Raw genomic sequence first — 20,356 nt, 5'->3', positions numbered from 1 at the left:
CCTCGCCCCGCACGGGGCAGGGGGCGCCGCGCCTCCTGGCTAGAGGGCGCTCAACCTGGTCCGCACCTGCCCGGCGATCGCGTGCACGTCCCCCGTCGGGCGGGTCGCGAGCCGTCCGGGATCACGGATCCACCGGTCCTCCATCGCGAACCAGTCGATCTTCCCGGGCTCGCGGCCCTCCGCGAGGGCGGCCCGCAGCTCCTTGAAGTACCGCTCCCAGCGCAGCCGGTAGAGTCCGCCGACCAGCCCCGCCCACTCGCGGTTGGCGTAGTCGCGCAGCCCGGCGTCCGCGCCGGACCGGTTGCCCCACACGGTCACCAACGACAGCTGGTCGTAGGCCAGTTGTTCCTTCTCCCGCTCGTCCGCGCCCCAGGCCCTCGCGTCGGCGACCCAGCGCCCCAGCAGATGCCGCGCGTCGGTGGCGACGAGGCGTTCGAGCAGGTCCATCAGGCCGAGCCAGTCGCGGGTGAGCCGGTCGAAGAGCGGTACGTCCTTCTTCTCGTACGCGTCCTTGACGCGCGGCAGCAGGACGCGGCTGCGGTTGGAGATGGCCTGACGGGCGACGTCGAGGAGATCGCGCCGGTAGGCGGACGAGCCCCGCAAGTCCGCCCGCACGGCCAGCAGTTCACCGAGCGCGGGTTCGAACTCGGCCGCGTCGTACCGCAGCTTCTTCGGTGACCAGGCGGCGGCCGAGGTCACCGCGAGGTCGGGCCGCGCCCCGAACAGCCCGTCGGCGCCCTCGGCCCACTCGTCGGCACGGGTGGTGCCGTAGGCGGTACGGCGCAGGACGTCCCAGGCCGCGGCGGCATGCGGATCGGCGCCCCCGTACCGGGCCACGGCCCACTCGGCGAACCACGCCTTCAGGTCCAGGTCGCCGACGCGCCAGGCGAGCTCCGAGAAGAGGGCGAAGGCGGCGGGGTTGTTGTCGGCGGCCTCCGGCATGAGCGAGATGCCGCTCAGCGCGCTGCCCTCCTTCGTGCGCCAGGCCTCGAACAGCGCGGCCCAGTCAGGGGTGTTGGCGCCGAGCGTGGTGTGGCCGCCGAAGTTCCAGATGGAGCCGAAGGTGTACGGGGTGGAGCCCCAGTCGGACTCGCGGTCGGTGACGTCCGGGAAGCGGTCGGAGAGCCCGTCGACGACGAGCATCCTTTCCTTGTCCACGGCATCGGTGATGGCCTTGGGCGGGTTGTGCTGCCAGCCGAGGATGACCCAGGTCGCGCCCGGATGGGCGGTGCGCAGAGCCTTCTCTACCCCCTTGGCGGCGTCGCCGACGGGGACGTCACCGGGCTTTCCGCCCTCGTGGAGCAGGTCCATCTTGTACATCGTGGACGGTCCGAACAGGGCGTCCTGGGCGCGGTAGAACGCGCCGGCCACGCGCGCGAAGTGGCCGGTGCGCGGATCCAGCCAGTCCGGTCGCGCGAACCCCACCCAGTCGCCCTGCGGGACGGTTCTCGCGCCCGGGTTCCGCTCCTCGAAGCCGGGCGGCACGGTGCCGAAGTAGCCGGGCAGGACCGGCGTCATGCCCAGCTCCCGCAGCCGGTCGCAGATGCGGCGGCCGAGGCGGGCGCGGGCGTCGAGGAGGCGGCGCGACACGGGGTGGGGGAAGCCGGACATGTTCTGCAGGAGCCACCAGGGCTGGTGGGCGGGGGCGGGAATCCACGCCCGCAGCTCCTCGTCCGAGTACCCGAACTCCTGGAAGGCGCGGTGGTAGACGGCGTCGGCGCCCGCGTAGACGAGGACCTCGTTGTAGCCGTGGAGCGCGAGGACGTCGATCTCGCGCTGCCAGTAGTCCCAGTCGTGATACGCGCCGGTGTAGCCGTCGTTGGTGTCGTTGAGGACGAAGCGGTGCGGGGTGTTGGCGCGGCCGGTGAGGGGTTCGGCGGGGGCGGGGAGGAGGTCGGGCAGGTCGACGCAGCTGCCGGCCCAGGTGAGGGTGGCGTGGGTGACGGTCTTCAGGTAGTGCCGCAGGCCCGTGAGGTGGGTGGCGGGGCTGGTCGCGGTGATCGTGAGGTGTCCCCGGCGGCCGGTGACCTCGAAGAAATCCAGGTTGTCGCCCCGGGGCGGGGCGGTGTGGAAGGTGAGCTGGTCGCCGTGGTGAGGGAGGAGGCGCCGGGCGGCGTCGTACGCGGGCCGCTCGCGCGGGGCGTTGGCGGTGGCGTTGGCGGGGGTGCCGGTTCCGGTGCCGGTGCAGGCTGCGGCGGTGCCGGCGAGGCCGGTGAGGAAGGTGCGGCGGGGCAGTGGCATGCGGGCTCCGTTGTTCGGAGTGGGGGCGCGGGTGCGGGAATCTCTTCCCCCGTGTGGCCCGTCCTGCAACCGGGCCCGTGCCCGTGCCTTGACCACGCCGGGGCGGCTGCCTGCTTCATCGCTGCCCGGCCCCGGGGTTCTTCCCCGCCTGCGCGAGGGCGGGGGCCACCTTCATCGCGGCCCGGCCCCGGGTGCCCCGAACGGGGCGGGTGCCACCTTTGCCGCTGCCCGGCACGGTCCGCTTCCCGGCGCTCCGCGCCGGGTCTTCCCCACCCACCCGCCCGTTTACCCCGCACCGCCCTGCGGGACCGGCTGCGCCGGGGCTGGAGCCACACTTCCCGCTGCCCAGCACCGGGGGCTGTGCCCACCCGTTCCGCCCTGCGGAACGCCTGCCCACAGCGGGGACGGCTGGTTCGCCACCGCGCCGCTGCCCACAGCGGGAGCGGCAGGGGCCCGCCCACCGCAGCACCGGCACAACGGCCCCCACCGGCCGGCAGGCGCACGCGCTCCCGAGGGGACGTGGGGGTATGTGCGAACGGAGCACCGAGCACACGCTGGCGTCTTTGTCCGTTGGGCGGGGCGTAGGGATGGCGAGTACGCACATACCCCCGCGGCCCCGCCCCACAGGCGGACAACAGGCGCAGACCGCCAAGGCGCAGACGCCCACGCACCCGCGCCCAGGACGGGCGGCAGGCGGCCCCGTCCAAGGGCGCCCCGCCAGACCCCGGACCCCTACGACTCCGTCGAGCCCGGCTTCCATTCCTCTGCCAAGAGGCCCAGCAGGACCTCGTCCAGGAACTCGCCCATCACCCACGCCGAGGACCGCAGTACGCCCTCGCGGACGAACCCGTTGCGTTCCGCCGAGCGCAGCATCGCCGTGTTGTCCGCCAGCGTCTCGATCTGCAGCCGCCGCAGGCCCCGCACCACGAAGCCGTAGGTGCACAGCGCCCCGACCACATCCGTGCCGTACCCCTTGCCCCGGGCACTCGGCAGCAGCCCGAGGCCGATGTGCGCGCACCGGTTGTGGGTGTCGATGCCCCACAGCGTCGCGGTGCCGACGAGGGTCCCGCCCTCCAGCTCCACCACGGAGAACGGAACGCTGCCCTGCTGCGTCTCGTCCACCACGAGACGAGGGTCCTTCGTGCCGGGCGGAATCGGCCGCCACGGCCCGCCCTCGGCCCGTGCCGCGTTGACCACGTCGTTGTAGAGCTCGGTCCGCAGGATCGGGACGTCGTCCTCGTGCCGGGCCCTGAGCCCGACCTTGCCGCCTTTAAGCATGCGAGCTTCCTATCCGACCGCCCCGACCTGCGGCAACCCCATTTCCACCGACCCCGCGAGCGCGTCGGTCAGCCACAGATACGTCGTGCCGACCGTCACCGCGGACCCGCCCGCCTCGGCGGCCAGCCGCCAGTACCGCCGCATGCGGGGCGAGCGGTCCACCGCCACGTACTCCGCCAGCCGCCCCCGGAACCCCGCCGTGTCCCGAGCGCCCCGCACCGACGCGTGCGCCGCCACGAACGCGTCGAGGGCGGGACCCGCACCGGGCGCCCCGCCCGCCCGCACCAACGGCTCCGCCAGCGCGCACGCCTCGCCGATTCCGGCCACCAACTCGTCCTCGTCCAGCAGCAGATGACCATGGGTACGCGCCCGGTCCAGGAGACCGCGCGCCAACGCACGGTCCCCGGCCAGCGCGAACAGTTCGGCGAACGCCACGACGTGCCGAGGCGAAGGGTCCGTCGGCGGGTCCGGCACGGCGATGGACACGAACGCGCGGAGCATCGCCTCGGACACCGGGGCCACCATCGTGCGGCGCCAGAAGTCGACGAGCGCGTCGTGCGCGGCGGTGCCGTTCTCCACGGCGGCCAGGAGGTCGAGGCGCGCGTCCCGTTCGGCGGGGCCCGCAGCCTCCTCGACGGCGCGCAACGAGGCGCGGCGCCAGGCCAGTTCGGCGATCCGGGCATCGAGCGAGGACCGCTCGGCCGCGACGGCCTCGCCCACGGAACGCTCGCCGTCGAGTACGTCCCGTACGGCGGACAGCCCGAGGCCCAGCCGGCGCAGCCGCCTCACCAGCATGAGCCGCTCGACGGCCGCCGGGCCGAACCTGCGGTGCCCGCCCGTGCTGCGCACCGAGCCGACGACGCCCTCGTCGCAGTAGAAGCGGATGGTCCGCACCGGCAGACCGGTCAGCCGCGCCAGGTCACCGATCCCGAGCGTCTCAGCGAGCAACGGACGCAACCTCCACCAGCGCAACCTCCGCCAACGCAACGCCCACCAATGCAATGCCCCAAGGGGACTTGAATCTCCAGTGGACTGGAGTTCCTACCGTACCGACGTCACCCCGCGAGAGGAGCTTCACCATGGCGATGGCAACGAGAACGACACCGACACCGACACCGGACACCGCCCGCCTCCTGGAGGGACTTCGGGAGCAGACCGGCGGACTTGCCGACACGGTCGTCGGCCAGGACCCGGACACCCCGGTCCCCACCTGCCCGGACTGGCCGCTGCGCACGCTCGTGGGACACGTCGGCCAGGAACACCGCTGGGCGGCCGACATCCTGCGCAGCCGGGGGCAGTTGCCGGTCCCTGACCCGTGGGAGGCGGACCCCGGTGCCCCCGACACCTGGGCCGCCTGGCTGCGCGAGGGCGCCGACGAACTGATCGATGCGGTAAGGGACATCGGCGCGGACACCGCTCTCGACACGTTCCTCGGCCCCCGGCCCGCCCTCTTCTGGCTGCGCAGGATGCTGGGCGACACCTGCGTCCACCACTACGACGCCGCGTCCGCGACGGGCGCGCCCTTCGAGGTCGCCGCCGACCTCGCGGCCGAGGTGATCACCGAGAACCTCACCCTCCTGGCCACGCCCGCCTTCGCCGCGCTCCGGCCCGCCGTCACCGAACTGCGCGGCGACGGCGAGCGGCTCGGATTCCAGCCGAGCCAACACGACCCGAGCCAACACGACCCGAGCCAACACGGCGCCGCACCCGGCTGGTTGATCACCAGGACCCCGGAAGGCCCCCGCTGGAAGCGCGGCCCGGCCGCGGAGGCCGACGTGGTCGCCTCGGGCGAGGCGGCCCACCTGATGCTCCTGCTGACCCGCCGCATCCCGCAGGAGGACGACCGCGTCACGGTGAAGGGCGACGCGGCCCTCCCGACGGACTGGCTGACGGCCTGTGAACGTGCCTGGAGTTGATGTCTTCTGGACCGGTGAGCGGTTGATGGGCCGCCCGTCGGGCGGGCAGTGGGTAGGTCACGCCGGTGAGCTGTTCCGAGAGCGCCCACAAGTGGTGGGCCGTGAGCGTGTCGCGGGCGGCACGCTCCTTGGTGCGAAGGACGGGTTCGCCTCGGAGCTGGAGCGGCCCGTCGGGCACCACATAGCTGCCTCCGGGAAGGCCGGGCGAGGTCGAGGCGTAGAGGGAGGTCTTGGCACCCTCCAGCGCGGGGCGGAACGCGATGCGTACGAGTGAACTCGTGAGGGCGCCGTACACGCGGCCTCTCGTGCTGTTGGCGCCGCCGGTGAGTACGTTGGAGCGGGTGAGCCCGGGGGCGACAGCCATGCTGCGCAGCCCCAGCCCGGCCGCTTCTGCCCTGCGCTGGAGCTCCATGGCGAAGTGGAGATTGGCCCGCTTGGACTGCACGTAGGCGAATGCCGCTCGGTAGCGGCGCTCCGCGTTGAGGTTGCTCATGTCGAACCGGGCGAATCGTTGGCCTTCGCTGCTGACGGTGACCACGCGAGGGTCGGCGGCGGCGAGCAGATGGGGCATGAGCAGGCCCGTGAGGGCGAAGGTGCCGAGGTGGTTGGTGCCGAACTGCGACTCGAAGCCGTCGACGGTCCGGGAGAAGGGGACCATCGCGATGCCGGCGTTGTTGACCAGGAGGTCCAGTCGGCCGTGGTTCCAGTCCTGGGCGAAGCGGCGGATGGACTCCAGGTCGGCGAGGTCCAGGCTGCGCAGCTCGGCCTGGGCGTCCGGCACTTCGGACCGCAGCCGTTGTAACGCGTGCCGTCCGCGCTCGTGGTGGCGGCAGGCGAGGACGATGTGGGCGCCGCGGCGGGCGAGTTCGCGGGCGGTGACGTATCCGATGCCGCTGTTGGCGCCGGTGACCACGGCCAGCCGTCCGGTCTGGTCGGGAATGGAGTCCAGCGTCCACCTCGGATCAGGGACCGCCTGTGGCGCCGAGTGCCGGGAACGGCAACAGGCGGGGCGAGGACGGCGGGCGGCTCTGTTCGTGGCCGCGCAGCCGTGGGCGCGGAGCGAGAGATGAGCGGATGTACGGAGATCGCGGGGCATGGAGCCTCAATCCGTGGCGGGTACGCGTACCTGCTGCGCCAGAGAGCACAGCCATATTGCAACTCTCAGTTGCGATAGATTGGAGGCTGTCATACGCCCGCCATTAACGCAACCAGGAGTTGCAATGGAGTCATCCGTGTCGCCCTCGGATCCCGGCCGTCCCGTGGGGCGGGGCAAGAGGATGCGTGCGGCCGTGCTGGAAGCGGCCGTCACCGAACTGACGGAGGTCGGCTATGCGGCGCTGACCGTCGAAGGTGTCGCCCAACGCGCCGGGGTCCACAAGACGACGATCTACCGGAACTGGACGGACTCCGACAGCCTTGTCGCCGACGCGATCGCCAGGCACTTCGCCGAGGACATCCCGGTCCCCGACACCGGTGCGGTGGAGGGCGACCTGCGCGAGCTGGCCCGCACGCTGATCGCCACCATGGCCACGCAGGCGGGGCAGGCCCTGCTCGCCACCGTCCTGTCGGACGCCGTCCGCATCCCGCGGCTGGCCGAGGTGAAGAACGGCGTCTTCGTCGACCGGTTCCGGCGGGCGGCCGTCGTCGTCACCCGCGCTGTCGAGCGCGGCGAACTGCCCATGGGCACCGATCCGGCCGAACTCCTGAAGGCCCTCGCCGCGCCGATCTACTTCCGGCTGGTATTCACCGGCGAGCCGGTCGACGAGTCGACCGCGGAGTACGCGGTCCGGATCGCGCTGGCCGCCGCGCATGCCCGCGTCCTGGTGCCGCCTGCCTGAGCGGAGACGCGTGAGGGCCGCGGCGCTGACCGCGCCGCACCTGATTCATCGGACCGGTAGTCGCCCTCACGTCTCCATGGACCCTCAACTACCCACCACAGCGCCAAAGTTGCCCCCACCAACCCCCATTGACATCCGATGTATTCATCCCTACGTTCCCGAGCGACCCCCCAATCCAGGGAACCCCGGGAGCCGCCCCATGCGCCACAGAGCCACTGGAATCGCCCTGCTCCTCGCCGCGACCCTCGCGGGCACCGCCGTCCCCTCCGCCACCGCGGAAGAAGCCGCGGCCCGGACCGAGCGGCCGAACACGTCCGAGCCGGCCGCAGGCCCCGGCACGGACCACGCCTCCGACGACCCCTTCACCGCCGACCGCACCAACTGGTTCCGTCAGGACCGCTTCGGCATGTTCATCCACTTCGGCGCCTACTCGAACCTGGAGGGGGAGTACCGGCGCCCCGACGGCACCGTCTGCCGCGACGCCGAGTGGATCAAGCGTCAGTGCGACATCCCCATGGACGCGTACGAGAAGCAGGCGCAGTCCTTCAACCCCGCGGACTTCGACGCGAAGGCCGTCGTCAAGGCGGCCAAGGACGCCGGGATGCGCTACATCGTCATCACGTCCAAGCATCACGAGGGCTACGCGATGTGGCCGACGAAGGTGAACGACTGGAACCTGCGCGACCACTCCTCCTTCGACAAGAACCGCGACATCCTCGCGGAGCTGAAGAAGGCGTCCGACGACGCCGGGATCAAACTCGGCTTCTACTACTCGATCTGGGACTGGCACGACAAGGACTTCCCGGACCCGGCCACCTTCCCGAAGTACGAGAAGCGCATGTACGCCCAGCTCAAGGAGCTGGTCGACACCTACGACCCGGCGCTGCTCTGGTTCGACGGCGAGTGGGACACCGACAACCCCCACAACCCCTGGACGGCGAAGGACGGCGAGCGCCTTGAGGCCTACCTGCGCGGCCTCGACCCCGACCTCGTCATCAACAACCGCGTCGGCAAGCGCCGAGTCGTCGACGGCGACTACGGCACCCCCGAGCAGGAGATCCCCGGCGCCCCCGTCGACGGCCAGCTCTGGGAGTCGTGCATGACCCTCAACGGCCACTGGGGGTACGCGCGTTACGACGAGAACTGGAAGTCGGCCCAGACCCTGACCCGCAACCTCCTCTCCACCACCTCCCGCAGCGGCAACTACCTCCTGAACGTCGGCCCCGACGCCCGCGGTCGCGTCCCGCGGCCCTCCGTCGACCGCCTCCGGCAGATGGGCGACTGGCTGCGGAAGGACGGCCAGGGCGAGGCCGTCTTCGGCGCCCGCTACGGCGGCCTCGTCGAGGAGCCCGGCTGGGGCCACGTGAGCCGCAAGGGCGACAAGCTCTACGCCGCCGTCACCCAGTGGCCGGCCGCCGGCGGTTCCCTGCACCTGAAGGCGCGTACGGACTTCGCCGTGAAGGGCGCCCGGGTGCTCGGCAGCGACCAGAAGGTGACGGTCGCCAAGTCCGGCGACGGCTACGACCTCACTCCGTCGGGCGCCGCCACCAACGACACGGCGACCGTGATCGAGCTGAGGGTCGACCCCGGCCCGACGGCCCGCCCCGGCAAGGGCAAGGGCCTCAAGCAGGAGATCTTCGACAACGCGGCGCTCGACGGCGCGCCGAAGGTCACCCGCACCGACGCCACCCTCAACCACGCCTGGAAGTACACCGGTTCGCCGGCCGCCTCGATCCCCGCGGACGACTTCGGCGTCCGCTGGACCGGCTCGATCGAGCCCCGCCGCTCGGAGACGTACACCCTGACGACCGTCTCCGACGACATGGCCCGCGTCTGGATCGATGGCAAGCTGGTCATCGACTCCTGGTCGCCGCACGAGCCGAGACTCGACAAGGCGCAGGTCGCCCTCACCGCAGGGAAGCGGCACTCCATCAAGGTCGAGTACGCGGAACAGACCGGCGAGGCACACCTGAAGCTGCTGTGGTCCAGCCCCGGCCAGGAGCAGCAGATCGTCCCGAAGAGCCAGTTGTACCCGCGCTGACCGGCACCGACCCGTCCTGACAGGTCGGTTTGTCGCGAATCGGGCCCCAAGTCCCCTGCCGCAGGGGACTTGGGGCCCTTGTCGTAAGGACCATTGGCGGGCACTTTCCCGTCACCCGGCTTGGCAGTGTTGATCGACGTCTGATCAGGTCCCAGCACGTACGACAGGAAGAGACGAACGACCCGTGAGCGCGCCCGAAGCCCCCGAAACACCGGCACAGCCCGCGCCGGAGGCGGTGGCCCGGCACCGCACGCTGTTCCGCGCGATCCACCGCCGCAAGAACCCGCGCCTGCGCCGCTCGGACATCACGGTCACCGAAGAGGCCCAGGTCAAGCGGGCGGTCAAGGCGACCGCGCTGGGCAACGCCATGGAGTGGTACGACTTCGGCGTCTACGCCTACCTCGCCGTGATCATCGGCAAGGAGTTCTTCCCCTCCGGCAACGACACCGCCCAGACCCTCTCCTCGCTCGCCACCTTCGCCGCGGCCTTCCTCGTGCGCCCGATCGGCGGCATGTTCTTCGGCCCGCTCGGCGACCGCGTCGGCCGCAAGAAGATCCTCGCGCTCACCATGATCATGATGTCGACGGCGACGCTCGCGATCGGTCTGATCCCCAGCTACGCCACGATCGGCTTCTGGGCGCCGGTGCTGCTCGTCCTGTGCCGCATGGTCCAGGGCTTCTCGACCGGCGGCGAGTACGGCGGCGCGGCGACGTTCATCGCCGAGTACGCCCCCGACAAGCGCCGCGGCTTCTGGGGTTCCTTCCTGGAGTTCGGCACCCTCATCGGCTACACGGTCGCCGCCGTCCTGGTCACCGCCCTGACCGTGGGCCTCAGCGACGACGCCATGCAGTCCTGGGGCTGGCGCATCCCGTTCCTGGTGGCGGCCCCGCTCGGCCTCATCGGCCTCTACCTGCGGATGAAGCTCGACGAGTCGCCCGCCTTCCAGAAGATGGAGGAGGGCGGCCCGGCCGCGGAACGCCAGAAGAAGTCCTTCGCGGAGTCCTTCTTCGGCCAGTGGCGGGCGATGCTGCTGTGCATCGCGCTCGTCGCCGCGTTCAACATCACCGACTACATGCTGCTGTCGTACATGCCGACGTATCTCACGCAGCTCGGCTTCGGCGAGACCGGCGGCCTGATGTCGATCGTCATCGTCATGCTGATCCTGATGGCCCTCATCAACTCGGTGGGCCGCCTCTCCGACCGCATCGGCCGCAAGCCGGTCCTGATGGCGGGCTCCATCGCCTTCTTCGTGCTGTCCCTGCCGGCCTTCCTCCTGATCAAGCAGGGCGGCACGGTCGCCGTCTTCACGGGCCTGCTGATCCTCGGCCTCTCCCTGGTCTGCTACCTCGGCGTCATGTCCTCCGCGCTCCCCGCGCTCTTCCCGACGGACGTCCGCTACGGCTCGCTCTCCATCGGCTTCAACATCTCGGTCTCGCTCTTCGGCGGTACGACGCCACTCGTCGTCGCGGCGCTGATCGGCGCCACGGGGAACGACCTGATGCCCGCGTTCTACACGATGCTCGCCGGTCTCGTCGGCATCGTCGCGGTCGCCGCGATGAAGGAGACGGCGCGGCAGCCCCTGGAGGGCTCCCCGCCGTCGGTGGCGACGGACGAGGAGGCCCAGGAACTGGTGGAGTCCCAGCGTCAGCAGTGAGGGTGGGCTCCGCGCCCGGCGTGCGCCACGAACGCCGCCCAGGCGCGGGGCGCGAGCGCGAGCCGCGGCCCTTCGGGGTTCTTTGAGTCGCGGATGTGGATGGCGGCGGGGCAGGGGGCGACCTCTACGCAGTCGCCGCTGTCATCGCCGCTGTAGCTGGACTTGCGCCAGGTGAGGGCGACTTCTACGCAATCCCCGCTGGAGTCGCCGCTGTAGCTGCTCTTGAACCAGGCCAGTCCCGCGGTGTTCATAGCGCTCCTCGCAGTTGCTCCAGCAGACCCACGGACTGTGAGGGGCGGAGGGCCTGCGAGCGCAGTTTCGCATACCGCGTCTGAAGGGTGCTGATCACCTTCGGGTCGGAGACGAACTGGCCGCTTTCCTGGCCCTCGCAGTATCCGAACCAGCGGTTGTCCGGGGTCTCCAGGAGCTGAATGGGCCCGTTCAGCCCAGCATGCACGTCTTGTGAGAGCGGCATGATCTGGAGGTCGATGTTCCTCGGAGCGGTCAGTTCCAGGACGTGGTCGATGAGCTCTCGGGTGACCTCCGTGCCGCCGGTACGCCGCAGGAAGACGTGTTCGTCGATGATGAAGCTGAACGCCGTGTTCGGTCGCTCCCGCAGCAGTGCCTGCCGTGCCATGCGGGCCGCCACCTGGTCTTCCAGCGCCTCGTCCGTAAGGATCGGCACCCGGGCCTCGAAGAGCGTCCTGGCGTACGCCTCGGTCTGCAACAAGCCCGGAATCAACCGGCACTCATACGTATAAAGAGCGATCGCCTCCCGCTCCAACTGAGCCCACCGGCGGAACCAAGACGCCAGGCCCCGCTGCTTCGACAGCTGATTGGCTGTCACCCGCAGCGTCCCGAACGCATCCAGCGAGGCCTCGCACCGGTCGACGAACACCGGCGGCGGAAACCGTCTGCCCTGCTCGATCGAGGCGAGGAAATGCGTGGAGTAGCCGATCTCCGGCGCCAGGGACTCCTGCGTGTACCCGGCGCGTTTGCGAAAGCTCTTCAGGACCGCTCCGAAAGCCTTGAGACCTTCGGTCGGTTCGGGCTCGTTGCTGCCCGTCGTGCTGGACGACATCACGGGTATCCCCTGACGCTCGCTTACCGTTCCCCGCCAACGCGCCCATGGTCACGGTCCGTTACGCGTACTGTCCACTGTTCGCACTCGTACAATTACCGAGCGTACGAGTTCGGTGTCTGGCGAGTCGCGCGGGGCAGGGGTCACCTTGGGTGCATGCCGATCCAAGCCCGACCAGAGACATCCGTACGAAACTTCACCCAGCGTCTCAGTGCCACACCCCGGGGCGCGCGGCTCGCGCGCAGGCTGGCCAGGTATCACTTGGACGGCTGGGGCATCGCGTACGACACCGAACTGTCGGACGCGGCCGAGGCGGTCGTCGGCGAGCTGGCGGCGAACGCGGTGACGCACGGCCGCGTGCCGGGCCGCGACTTCGAGCTCGTCCTGACGCTGGACGCGGACACGCTCCGTATCGAGGTGGCGGACACGCGCGCCGAACGCGTACCGCCCCGCGAGCCCGAACCCCCGGTGCCCGACGGGGAGTCGGGCCGGGGGCTCGTGATCGTGGCGGCGCTGGCGGCCGAGTGGGGCGTGGCGGGGCGGGAGGTCGGCAAGACGGTCTGGGCCCGGCTGGCCGTGCCGGACGGGGCGGGCCGCGGGACGGCCGCCGCGAGGGCGAGGCCGGTCGCGGGGTCGATGGGCGGGTAGGGCGGGATTCCGGCGCCGCGCGGGACGGCCTCGCTTGTCCGAAAGCAGAGGTTTGTGCCCGGGCGGTCGTGCCGAGGAATGATCCATGGCTGACGACACCGCGGCTCGGACCGCTGATGTGGCACGCGCGTACTACAACACCGATGACGTCGACGGCTTCTACGCCCACGCCTGGGGCGGGGAGGACATCCACGTCGGGGTGTACGAGGACGCGGACGAACCGATCGACCGGGCGGCCGGGCGAACCGTCGAGCGGCTGGCCGCGACGGCGGGCCGTGCGCTGGGCGAGGGCGCCGCGGTGCTCGACCTGGGTTCGGGGTACGGGGGCGCGGCCCGCAGGCTCGCCAGGAGCTTCGGCTGCCGCGTCGTGGCCCTCAACATCAGCGAGGTCCAGAACCACCGCCACCGCGAACTCAACGCGGCCCACGGTCTTGACGACCGCATCGAGGTGGTGACCGGGTCCTTCCACGACATCCCCTTCCCCGACGGGGAGTTCGACGTCGTGTGGTCCCAGGAGGCCCTCTGTCACAGCGGGGACAGGCCCAGGGCGCTGGGGGAGGCGCGGCGCGTCCTCAGGGCCGGCGGCCGTCTCGTCTTCACCGACATCATGGCCGCCGACGACGCCCCCCAGGACGAGGTGCGGCCCCTCGCGGAGCGCCTGAACATCACCGATCTCGCCACACCGGGCCGCTACGAAAGTCAGTTGAAGGCGCTCGGGTTCGCCGACGCGGCCTTCGACGACCTCGGCGACCACCTGCTGACCCACTACGAACGCCTCGTCGAGGAGGTCCGCAGGCCGTCACCGGAACTCGTGGCCGCCGTGAGCGCCGAGTACCTGGACCGCCTGCGGACCAATCTGCCCCTGGTGGCCTCCGCGTGCCGCAAGGGGCACCTCAAGTGGGGCTTCTTCCACGCCACGGCGTAGCGCGGGGAAGGCCGTCCGCCGAAGCCGCCGAAGCCGCCGGGCCCGTGGGCACGCGCCTACGGCTTGCGGCCCACGGCTCCGTACGCGTCGACCGGGGTCGGGTCCTCCGACTCCGCGCGCCAGCGGGTGACCTGGGCGACGCCCGGGTCCGCGAGCTCCAGGCCGTCGAAGAAGCCGCCGATCTCGTCGACGCTGCGGACGTAGTACGGGATCGCGCCGCTCTTGTTGTACTCGTCGGACGCCGCGATCATGCCCTCGCTCGTCGAGGTGGAGTCGCTGATCACCAGGTAACTGCCCGACGGCAGGCCCGCCATGAGGCGCGAGATCAGGTCCCTCGCCTGGTCGTAGTCGGCGACGTGGCCGAGCGTGTTCAGGATCATCAGAGCGACCGGCTCGGAGAGGTCCAGCGTCTTGCCGGCCTCTGCCAGGATCGCCTCCGGCTCGTAGAGGTTGGCGTCGATGTACGCCGTCTCGCCCTCGGCCGTGCTCGTCAGCAGGGCGCGGGCGTGGGCGAGGACCAGCGGGTCGTTGTCGACGTAGACGATGCGCGAGTCAGGGGCCACGCGCTGCGCGACCTCGTGCGTGTTGTCCGCCGTCGGCAGGCCCGTGCCGATGTCCAGGAACTGCCGCACGCCCTGGTCGACCGCCAGGTGCCGCACCGCGCGGCCCAGGAAGTGCCGGCTGGTGCGGGCCACGTCCACCAGGCCCGGGAAGATCTCCTTGATGTGGTCGCCGAGCTCCCGGTCCTTCTCGTAGTTGTCCTTGCCGCCCACGAAGTAGTTCCAAAAGCGCGCCGAATGCGGCTTGCTGGTGTCGATGCGCGCGCGGATCTCCGCCGCGTCGGCGGCCTCGGCGGCGTCGATGGGGCCGAGCTGGGGGTCTTGGTCTGACACGGGAGCCTCCTGGAACGTGCGGAGCACGGCGGGTGCGGCGCGGTCGCGGCACGCGTACTTCGATGACCGAAACGGGTAGTTCGATGATCAAGTAGATCGCGCATCAATCTAGCCGGTCCCATGCCGCCGTCAATTGCCTGCCCCACCCCACGTCCCGGAATCCAACTCGGCGGCCCGCAGCCCCGCTTGGAAACGGGACGTCGCCCCGAGCACCGCCATCAGCTCCGCGACCCGTCTGCGGTACGTACGCAGGGACATGCCGAGCTCCCGCGCCGTCACCTCGTCCGTGTGCCCCGCGCCGAGCGCCCGCAGGATCCGCCGCGCCTCCGCGTCCAGCGCGGGCGGCCTGGTGCGCCGGTACTCGGCCAGGTCGGTCGCCGTCTCCCAGGCCGCGTGCACCAGCGCCCTGACGCCCTCGACGGCGACGGGCGACCGGATCACCGTGAACGTCCGCACGCCACGGACCGGCGCCCCCGCGAGGATCGCCACGCGCCGGTCGATGACGATCGCCTCATGGGCGAGCGGCGCGGCCGAGATCCGCACCTGTGCTCCTGAACCGGCGATCCTGACGAGCCGCCGCTCCGCCGCGTCGTCCGCCAGCGCCCGCGGCGTGTACAGCTTGCGCATCACCAGGCCGCCCGGCTCCAGCGGGGGCCGCCTGCCCCCGGCGAACGCGGCGTTCACCCCGGGCGAGAAGGTCGCCAGGTCCGCCGCCGCGCACAGGAACTCCTCGCGGGCCCCGGTGAACAGGGCGCCCGCCCGGCGCACCAGCTCGCGCTCGCCGCGCAGGGACACGATCCGGTCGGTGTGATCCGTGCGGTCGGAGTGCACCGTGCGGTCGGTGTCGTTCGCTGTGGTCGGCATGGTGCGCACAGTGTGCGACGAGGTGCCCGTGGGGTCAATGGCAGCAAGCTGCCACGTGATCGCGCCCGACGGGCGTACGGCAGAGGATCTCGGCCATGGCACTCACGAAGCACACCGACGACACGCCGGCCGCCGCGGCCGGCCGGTTCCGCATCGGCGGCGATCTCGCCGTCCACCGCATGGGATTCGGCGCGATGCGGCTGCCCGCGGCGACCTGGGACGGACCGGCCCACGACCCCGCGCGGGGCATCGAGGTCCTGCGCCGCGCGAACGACCTCGGCGTGAACCACATCGACACGGCCGCGTTCTACTTCCACGGGGACATCGCGGCCAACGACCTCATCCGCAAGGCCCTGCACCCCTACTCCGACGACCTGGTCATCGCCACCAAGGTCGGTCCCGGCCGCTTCCCGGACGGCAGCTGGATGGACCCGGCCGACCCCGCCGAGCTGCGCGCGGCCGTGCACCGCAACCTCCGCGAGCTGGGCCGCGACCACCTCGACCTGGTCTATCTGCGCTTCCTGCGGACCGACGGCCCCGGCGGCGACCGCTTCGCCACGCTGGCCGCCCTGCGCGAGGAGGGCCTCATCCGGCACCTCGGCGTCAGCAGCGCCACGCCGCGGCAGCTCGCCGAGGCGCAGGAGATCGCCCCGGTCGCCGCCGTCCAGAACCGGTTCAGCCCGCTGACGCGCGAGCACGACGAGCTGCTGGAGCGGTGTGCCGCGCAGGACATCGCGTACGTGCCCTACTTCCCGTTCGGCGGCGCCGGAGCGCCCGATCTCGGGGCGCTGCGACGGGTGGCCGACCGGCACGGTGCCACGCCCGCGCAGGTCACGCTGGCGTGGCTGCTCGCCCTCTCCCCGGCGATGCTGGCCATCCCGGGGACGTCGTCCCCGGACCACCTGGAGGAGAACGTGACGGCGGCCGCGCTCCGCCTGGACGCGGCCGACATCACCGAACTCACCGAACTCACCGGGCCGGCCGGGACGGCCTAGCCCGGTTCACCAGATCTCGTTCACCCACTCCGGGTGATCGATGAACGGGTTCCGGTTGTGCTGGAACTTGTCGAATATGACCTGGTTGCGGTTCTTCTCGAAGTCGTCCGGCGGGTCCTCGTCGCTCCACTGCTTCAGGACCGAGAGGCGGCCGATGGCGGGCGCGCTGCCGTTGTCGACCTTGTCGTTGGGCTCCAGGTCGGGGAAGCCGCTCTCGCCGTCGTACCGCACGGCCATGTAGAGGATCATGCGGGCCACATCGCCCTTGACCGCGTCGCGGGGCTCGAAGGAGTCGCCGTCGGTGAGGTTGCCGGGGGCGCCCTCGACCTCGCTGCCGCCGTTGTCGAAGTCCTTGTTGCCGCGGATGCTGTTGACCCCGACGTCCTCGGGACGCAGGTGGTGGATGTCGGTGCCGGGACCGGTCGCCGTGCCGAAGTCCCCGTGGGACTTGGCCCAGACGTGCTCGCGGTTCCAGTCGCCCTGGTCACCGCCGCTGCTCGCCTTGGCCCGCGAGGTCCCGCTGTAGAGCAGGATCACGTTCGAGCTGTTGGCGGGGTCCTCGTCGGTGCTCTTGAGGGCGTCCCAGACCTGGTCGTACGACAGCTTGGTCTGGTCGCTGATGATCGTGTGGAGCGCGGCCTTGAGTTCGGGGCCCGTCTTGCCGAGCGCGTCCTTGTAGTACGTGTCGTCGTAGGTGCCGACGGACGCGGGGGCCGGAGCGGGTGTGGGGGAGGTGGTGGCCGTGGCGGTGGCCGGCACGGTGATGCCGGCGAGTACCGCGGCGGCGGTCAGGGCCAGGGGTTTCCAGCGGCGTACGCGCGGGACGGGCATGTGGGGTGTGTCCTTTCCCGGAGGCCTCGCGCGCCGCGCGCCCGCTTGATGAGCGTGCGGTCTACGCGAGTTGACTAATCAACCACCGGGAGAGTGGCACGGATGTACGGGTGGCCGTGTGAACGTCCTGGGACCATTGGGTAACGATGTCATGCACACGGCCGATAGGCCGTGGAGAGGGCGCCCCTGTCGGTCCGCCGCGGGCCGCTACAGGCCGAGCACCGCCGGGTCCGCCGCCAGCGCCCGGAAGTACTCCCGCGGATCCGCCACCAGGCGCCGCTCCTTGAGGTCGAGCAGCCCGCCCACCGAGGTGACCGTCGCGGCGACCATGCCGTCCGCCCTGGTGACCGTCTGCTCGACACCGAAGGTCTTGCGCTCACCCCAGACGAACGCGCAGCTCACCGTCGTCTCGTCGCCCGCGCGCAGTTCACGGAGATAGCGGACGGTGTTCTCCAGGACCACCGGGCCGACTCCCTTGTCCAGGAGGTCGGTCTGCTCGATGCCGGCCGCGCGCAGCAGGGACCAGCGGGCGTGCTCGGCGTACTGGAGGTAGACGGCCTGGTTCAGGTGTCCCTGCGAGTCCGTCTCGTATCCACGGACGCCGACGCGCACGGAAAACGGCTCTGCCACGGTGTTTCCTCCGGTGATCTCGGGGTGGTGCTCGGTGCGTTCAACTCTGCGGCGGGACACGCCATTCCGTGACGCCGGACACCCTTCCCGGCGTGCTCACACCCTCCTCGGCGAGGCCAGCAGATAGCGGCCGCGCCCGCGCGGGGCGGTGTGCTCGCCGACCTGCCACCCCGCCCGCTCCAGCGCCGCGGCGCAGGCGCGCAGCCCCTCCGGCGAGGGCTCGCGCACCTCGACCGCCTCCGGCTGCGGGGTGTCCGCCACGCGGTAGCCGTCGCGCCCCGGCCGCGCGGGCGGCAGGCCCGCCGCCTCCAGGGCGAGCGCCGCCGCCCGCACCAGGTGGGTCCGCTCCCAGGCGCAGGGCCGGTCGCGGGCGCCGTCGGCGTTCGTCATGCGGCGCAGCTCGACCAGGCCCTCCCAGGCGCCGCGGACCTCCCGCAGGCGGGCGGGACCCTCGCTCCCGGCGTCGGTCTCCGCGCCGGTGCGCGCGGCGAAGACGCCGCCCGGCGCGGGGGCGGGCGGCGGTGGCGGGGCGGCTTCCGCCGGAGAGGCGGCGCCCACGGCCCCGTCCCGTATGCGATGACCGGCCGGGGTGAGGAAGTACGCGTGCGGGGGCCGCGGGTGGCGGAAGGCGAGCCGGGCCCGCACCAGGCCCGCCAACTGGGCCTCGGTGCCACTCAGGCGTCCCGTCCCCGGGTCCGCGGCCTCGATGATCCGTCGCTGGACGGCTGTCGGGTCCTTCACCGCACGCACCCCTTCCCGGCCGGTTCTGTCAGCTGGTTCCGATGGTGCCCTGTGCCACTGACATCACCAGCTCCAGGACCCGCCGGTCCTCGTCCGCGTCCGCCCGCTCGTCGGGCGTGCCGGGGTAGGTGTCCAGGAGCACGTCCGTGGCGCCGAGACCGGCCAGCGTCTCCAGGTCGCCGCGGATCTGGTCGACGCTGCCGTGCCCGAGGGGGCGCTCGGCGGTGTCCTGCCGCTCGCCGATCCTGAGCTGGAGGCGGGGCGCGAGGTCCGGCACGGGACGCCCCGCGGCCTCTGCCTCGGCGGCGATGCGGGGGAGGGCCGCGCCGAGCAGGTCGCGGGTCGGCATGAACGGGTGCCAGGCCTCGCCGAGCCGGGCCGCGCGGCGCTGCGCCGCGGGGGAGTTGCCGCCGACCCAGACGGGCAGCCCCGGGCGGGACGCGGGGGCGGGGGCGGTGCGGACACCGTCGTACGAGACGTACCTGCCGTGGAACGACGTCGGGTCCTCGCGCCAGGCGGCGCGGATCGCCGTGAGGTACTCGTCGGTGATCGCGCCGCGCTCGCGGAAGGGGACGCCGAGCACCTCGTACTCGGCGGCGGACCAGCCCACTCCGGCACCGAGGATGAACCCGGCGTCGTTGAGCCGGTCGATGTTGGCGGCGAGGCGGGCGGTCTGGAGGGGGTGGCGGTAGGGGATGACGGTGATGGTGGTGCCGAGCCGCAGCCCCGGCACCCGGCCCGCGAGGTGCGCGGCGAGCACGAACTGGTCGTAGAACGGCGCCGGATAGACCTCGTGGACGTCCGGGGTCACCGCGATGTGGTCGGAGATCATCGCGAACTCGAAGCCGAGCTCGCGGGCGTCGGTCGCCTGTCGCACGAGGGAGTCGGGGGTGGTGCCGGAACCGAAGTTGAGGAGGTTAACGCCGTATCGCATGCGCGCCAGTCTTGATGATCAAGCCAGGGGCTGTCGAACTGGGGTACGGGGTGAACCGGTTGTGGGACACCGGGCGCGCGGATCGCCGCGGAGGGGACCCGACGAACGTCCCCGTACCCCCGCCCCCTACGGACGAAGGTTCCAGCTCGCCACCACCGGGCGCCCGTGCTCCGTGCTCAGGCGGCTCACCGTGCCGGTGGCCAGGAGGAACATCGAGCCGCCCGACGGGGGCAGACCGAGGCGCCGGGCCGCGAGGACGCGCAGGAAGTGGCTGTGCGCGAAGAGGACCACACTGCCCTCGTTGTTCGCGAGGGCGGCGTCCACCTTCGCCAGCATGCGGTCGGCCCGCTCGCCGACCTGCTCCGGACTCTCCCCGGGATGCGCCGGCGGGCCGGGGGCCACGCCGTGCGTGAAGAGGTACCAGTCCGGGCGCGTCCGGTGGATCTCGACGGTCGTGACGCCCTCGTACGCGCCGTACTCCCACTCGCTCAGATCGGGGTCGACCCGCGCGTCGCCGAACCCGGCGAGCTCCGCCGTCTCCCGCGCGCGCCCGCGCGGGCTGGTGAACGCCGCGCCGATCCGGAACCCGCCGATGAGCGGCGCCAGCGAGCGGGCCTGCGCCCGGCCGTTGTCCGTGAGGGGGATCTCCGTCCAGCTGGTGTGCTGCCCGGAGAGCGCCCATTCGGTCTCGCCGTGCCGTACGAGGAGCAGATCACCCATGGTCGCGCCATTCCTGTTCAACGGTTGTTCCCGGTGGTGGGGGGGGGCCGGCCGCCCCCCCCCCCCCCCGCCGCCCCCCCCCCCCCCCCCCCCCCCCCCCCCCCCCCCCCCCCCCACACCACCCGC

General features: G+C 71.7%; 20 protein-coding genes. 7 read left to right on the top strand and 13 right to left on the bottom strand.

Annotation, left to right across the window (positions count from 1 at the left end):
* Positions 1-39: 39 nt before the first annotated feature.
* The 3 genes from AB0L89_RS10155 to AB0L89_RS10145 all read right to left on the bottom strand — a co-directional run bounded on the left by AB0L89_RS10155 (position 40) and on the right by AB0L89_RS10145 (position 4,467).
* Positions 40-2,241 carry an alpha-N-acetylglucosaminidase gene (locus tag AB0L89_RS10155; protein ID WP_365137337.1) on the bottom strand — a complete coding sequence of 734 codons (2,202 nt, stop codon included), beginning with the start codon at positions 2,239-2,241 and terminating at the stop codon, positions 40-42.
* Between the two features lie 732 nt (positions 2,242-2,973).
* Entirely contained in the window at positions 2,974-3,519 is a 546-nt protein-coding gene (locus AB0L89_RS10150; RefSeq protein WP_365137334.1) for a GNAT family protein, read from the bottom strand.
* A gap of 9 nt (positions 3,520-3,528) precedes the next feature.
* Positions 3,529-4,467, bottom strand: a complete 939-nt coding sequence (locus tag AB0L89_RS10145; protein WP_365137331.1) for a MerR family transcriptional regulator — start codon at positions 4,465-4,467, stop codon at positions 3,529-3,531.
* A gap of 131 nt (positions 4,468-4,598) precedes the next feature.
* On the opposite strand from AB0L89_RS10145, the gene AB0L89_RS10140 reads away from it, so the two are divergent.
* The gene (locus tag AB0L89_RS10140) at positions 4,599-5,435 is read left to right on the top strand and encodes a maleylpyruvate isomerase family mycothiol-dependent enzyme (RefSeq protein WP_365137328.1); all 837 of its coding nucleotides are present in this window, start codon (positions 4,599-4,601) and stop codon (positions 5,433-5,435) included.
* Here AB0L89_RS10140 and AB0L89_RS10135 read toward each other — a convergent pair.
* The gene (locus tag AB0L89_RS10135; protein WP_365137325.1) at positions 5,368-6,531 is read right to left on the bottom strand and encodes an oxidoreductase; all 1,164 of its coding nucleotides are present in this window, start codon (positions 6,529-6,531) and stop codon (positions 5,368-5,370) included. The genes AB0L89_RS10140 and AB0L89_RS10135 overlap by 68 nt on opposite strands.
* A gap of 124 nt (positions 6,532-6,655) precedes the next feature.
* Between AB0L89_RS10135 and AB0L89_RS10130 the strand changes: the two genes are divergently transcribed.
* The 3 genes from AB0L89_RS10130 (at position 6,656) to proP (ending at position 10,968) form a co-directional block, all read left to right on the top strand.
* Complete coding sequence (locus AB0L89_RS10130) at positions 6,656-7,273, top strand: TetR/AcrR family transcriptional regulator (RefSeq protein ID WP_365137322.1); 618 nt, start codon at positions 6,656-6,658, stop codon at positions 7,271-7,273.
* A 199-nt stretch (positions 7,274-7,472) separates the two neighbouring features.
* Complete coding sequence (locus AB0L89_RS10125; protein WP_365137319.1) at positions 7,473-9,314, top strand: alpha-L-fucosidase; 1,842 nt, start codon at positions 7,473-7,475, stop codon at positions 9,312-9,314.
* Positions 9,315-9,498: 184 nt separating this feature from the next.
* Entirely contained in the window at positions 9,499-10,968 is a 1,470-nt protein-coding gene (gene proP / locus AB0L89_RS10120) for a glycine betaine/L-proline transporter ProP (RefSeq protein ID WP_365137316.1), read from the top strand.
* On the opposite strand, the gene AB0L89_RS10115 is transcribed toward proP, so the two are convergent.
* Positions 10,959-11,219, bottom strand: a complete 261-nt coding sequence (locus AB0L89_RS10115) for a DUF397 domain-containing protein (RefSeq protein ID WP_365137313.1) — start codon at positions 11,217-11,219, stop codon at positions 10,959-10,961. The two genes, proP and AB0L89_RS10115, sit on opposite strands and share 10 nt — an antisense overlap.
* Positions 11,216-12,049, bottom strand: coding sequence for a helix-turn-helix transcriptional regulator (locus tag AB0L89_RS10110; protein ID WP_365137310.1), 834 nt, complete (start codon positions 12,047-12,049; stop codon positions 11,216-11,218). The genes AB0L89_RS10115 and AB0L89_RS10110 overlap by 4 nt, the downstream gene beginning before the upstream one ends.
* Before the next feature lie 156 nt (positions 12,050-12,205).
* Between AB0L89_RS10110 and AB0L89_RS10105 the strand changes: the two genes are divergently transcribed.
* On the top strand, positions 12,206-12,697 hold the full coding sequence (locus AB0L89_RS10105) for an ATP-binding protein (protein WP_365137307.1): 492 nt from the start codon (positions 12,206-12,208) through the stop codon (positions 12,695-12,697).
* An 85-nt stretch (positions 12,698-12,782) separates the two neighbouring features.
* Complete coding sequence (locus AB0L89_RS10100; protein ID WP_365137304.1) at positions 12,783-13,622, top strand: methyltransferase domain-containing protein; 840 nt, start codon at positions 12,783-12,785, stop codon at positions 13,620-13,622.
* A gap of 56 nt (positions 13,623-13,678) precedes the next feature.
* Here AB0L89_RS10100 and AB0L89_RS10095 read toward each other — a convergent pair whose 3' ends face one another.
* Together AB0L89_RS10095 and AB0L89_RS10090 are read right to left on the bottom strand one after the other, a co-directional pair.
* The gene (locus AB0L89_RS10095; protein WP_365138530.1) at positions 13,679-14,485 is read right to left on the bottom strand and encodes an SAM-dependent methyltransferase; all 807 of its coding nucleotides are present in this window, start codon (positions 14,483-14,485) and stop codon (positions 13,679-13,681) included.
* A 159-nt stretch (positions 14,486-14,644) separates the two neighbouring features.
* The gene (locus AB0L89_RS10090; RefSeq protein ID WP_365137301.1) at positions 14,645-15,379 is read right to left on the bottom strand and encodes a DNA-binding response regulator; all 735 of its coding nucleotides are present in this window, start codon (positions 15,377-15,379) and stop codon (positions 14,645-14,647) included.
* 95 nt (positions 15,380-15,474) lie between these two features.
* Here AB0L89_RS10090 and AB0L89_RS10085 point away from each other — a divergent pair, with 95 nt between their 5' ends.
* Positions 15,475-16,374, top strand: coding sequence for an aldo/keto reductase (locus AB0L89_RS10085; RefSeq protein WP_365137298.1), 900 nt, complete (start codon positions 15,475-15,477; stop codon positions 16,372-16,374).
* A 6-nt stretch (positions 16,375-16,380) separates the two neighbouring features.
* Here the strand turns inward: AB0L89_RS10085 and AB0L89_RS10080 are convergent, their stop codons facing one another.
* From AB0L89_RS10080 to AB0L89_RS10060, 5 genes are all read right to left on the bottom strand, one after another.
* The gene (locus tag AB0L89_RS10080; protein WP_365137295.1) at positions 16,381-17,205 is read right to left on the bottom strand and encodes an endonuclease; all 825 of its coding nucleotides are present in this window, start codon (positions 17,203-17,205) and stop codon (positions 16,381-16,383) included.
* 207 nt (positions 17,206-17,412) lie between these two features.
* Positions 17,413-17,835 carry a thioesterase family protein gene (locus AB0L89_RS10075; protein WP_365137292.1) on the bottom strand — a complete coding sequence of 141 codons (423 nt, stop codon included), beginning with the start codon at positions 17,833-17,835 and terminating at the stop codon, positions 17,413-17,415.
* A 96-nt stretch (positions 17,836-17,931) separates the two neighbouring features.
* Entirely contained in the window at positions 17,932-18,576 is a 645-nt protein-coding gene (locus tag AB0L89_RS10070) for a hypothetical protein (RefSeq protein WP_365137289.1), read from the bottom strand.
* Positions 18,577-18,604: 28 nt separating this feature from the next.
* Positions 18,605-19,510: a TIGR03619 family F420-dependent LLM class oxidoreductase gene (locus tag AB0L89_RS10065; RefSeq protein WP_365137286.1), complete on the bottom strand. Its 906-nt coding sequence runs from the start codon at positions 19,508-19,510 to the stop codon at positions 18,605-18,607.
* Between the two features lie 126 nt (positions 19,511-19,636).
* On the bottom strand, positions 19,637-20,230 hold the full coding sequence (locus tag AB0L89_RS10060) for a histidine phosphatase family protein (protein WP_365137283.1): 594 nt from the start codon (positions 20,228-20,230) through the stop codon (positions 19,637-19,639).
* Between the last annotated feature and the right edge of the window lie 126 nt (positions 20,231-20,356).

Origin of the sequence: Streptomyces sp. NPDC052114 (assembly GCF_040680155.1) — a bacterium.
Lineage (GTDB): Bacteria > Actinomycetota > Actinomycetes > Streptomycetales > Streptomycetaceae > Streptomyces.
Note: the sequence above shows the minus strand (reverse complement) of the source record. Positions and strands in the feature narration are given on the sequence as shown.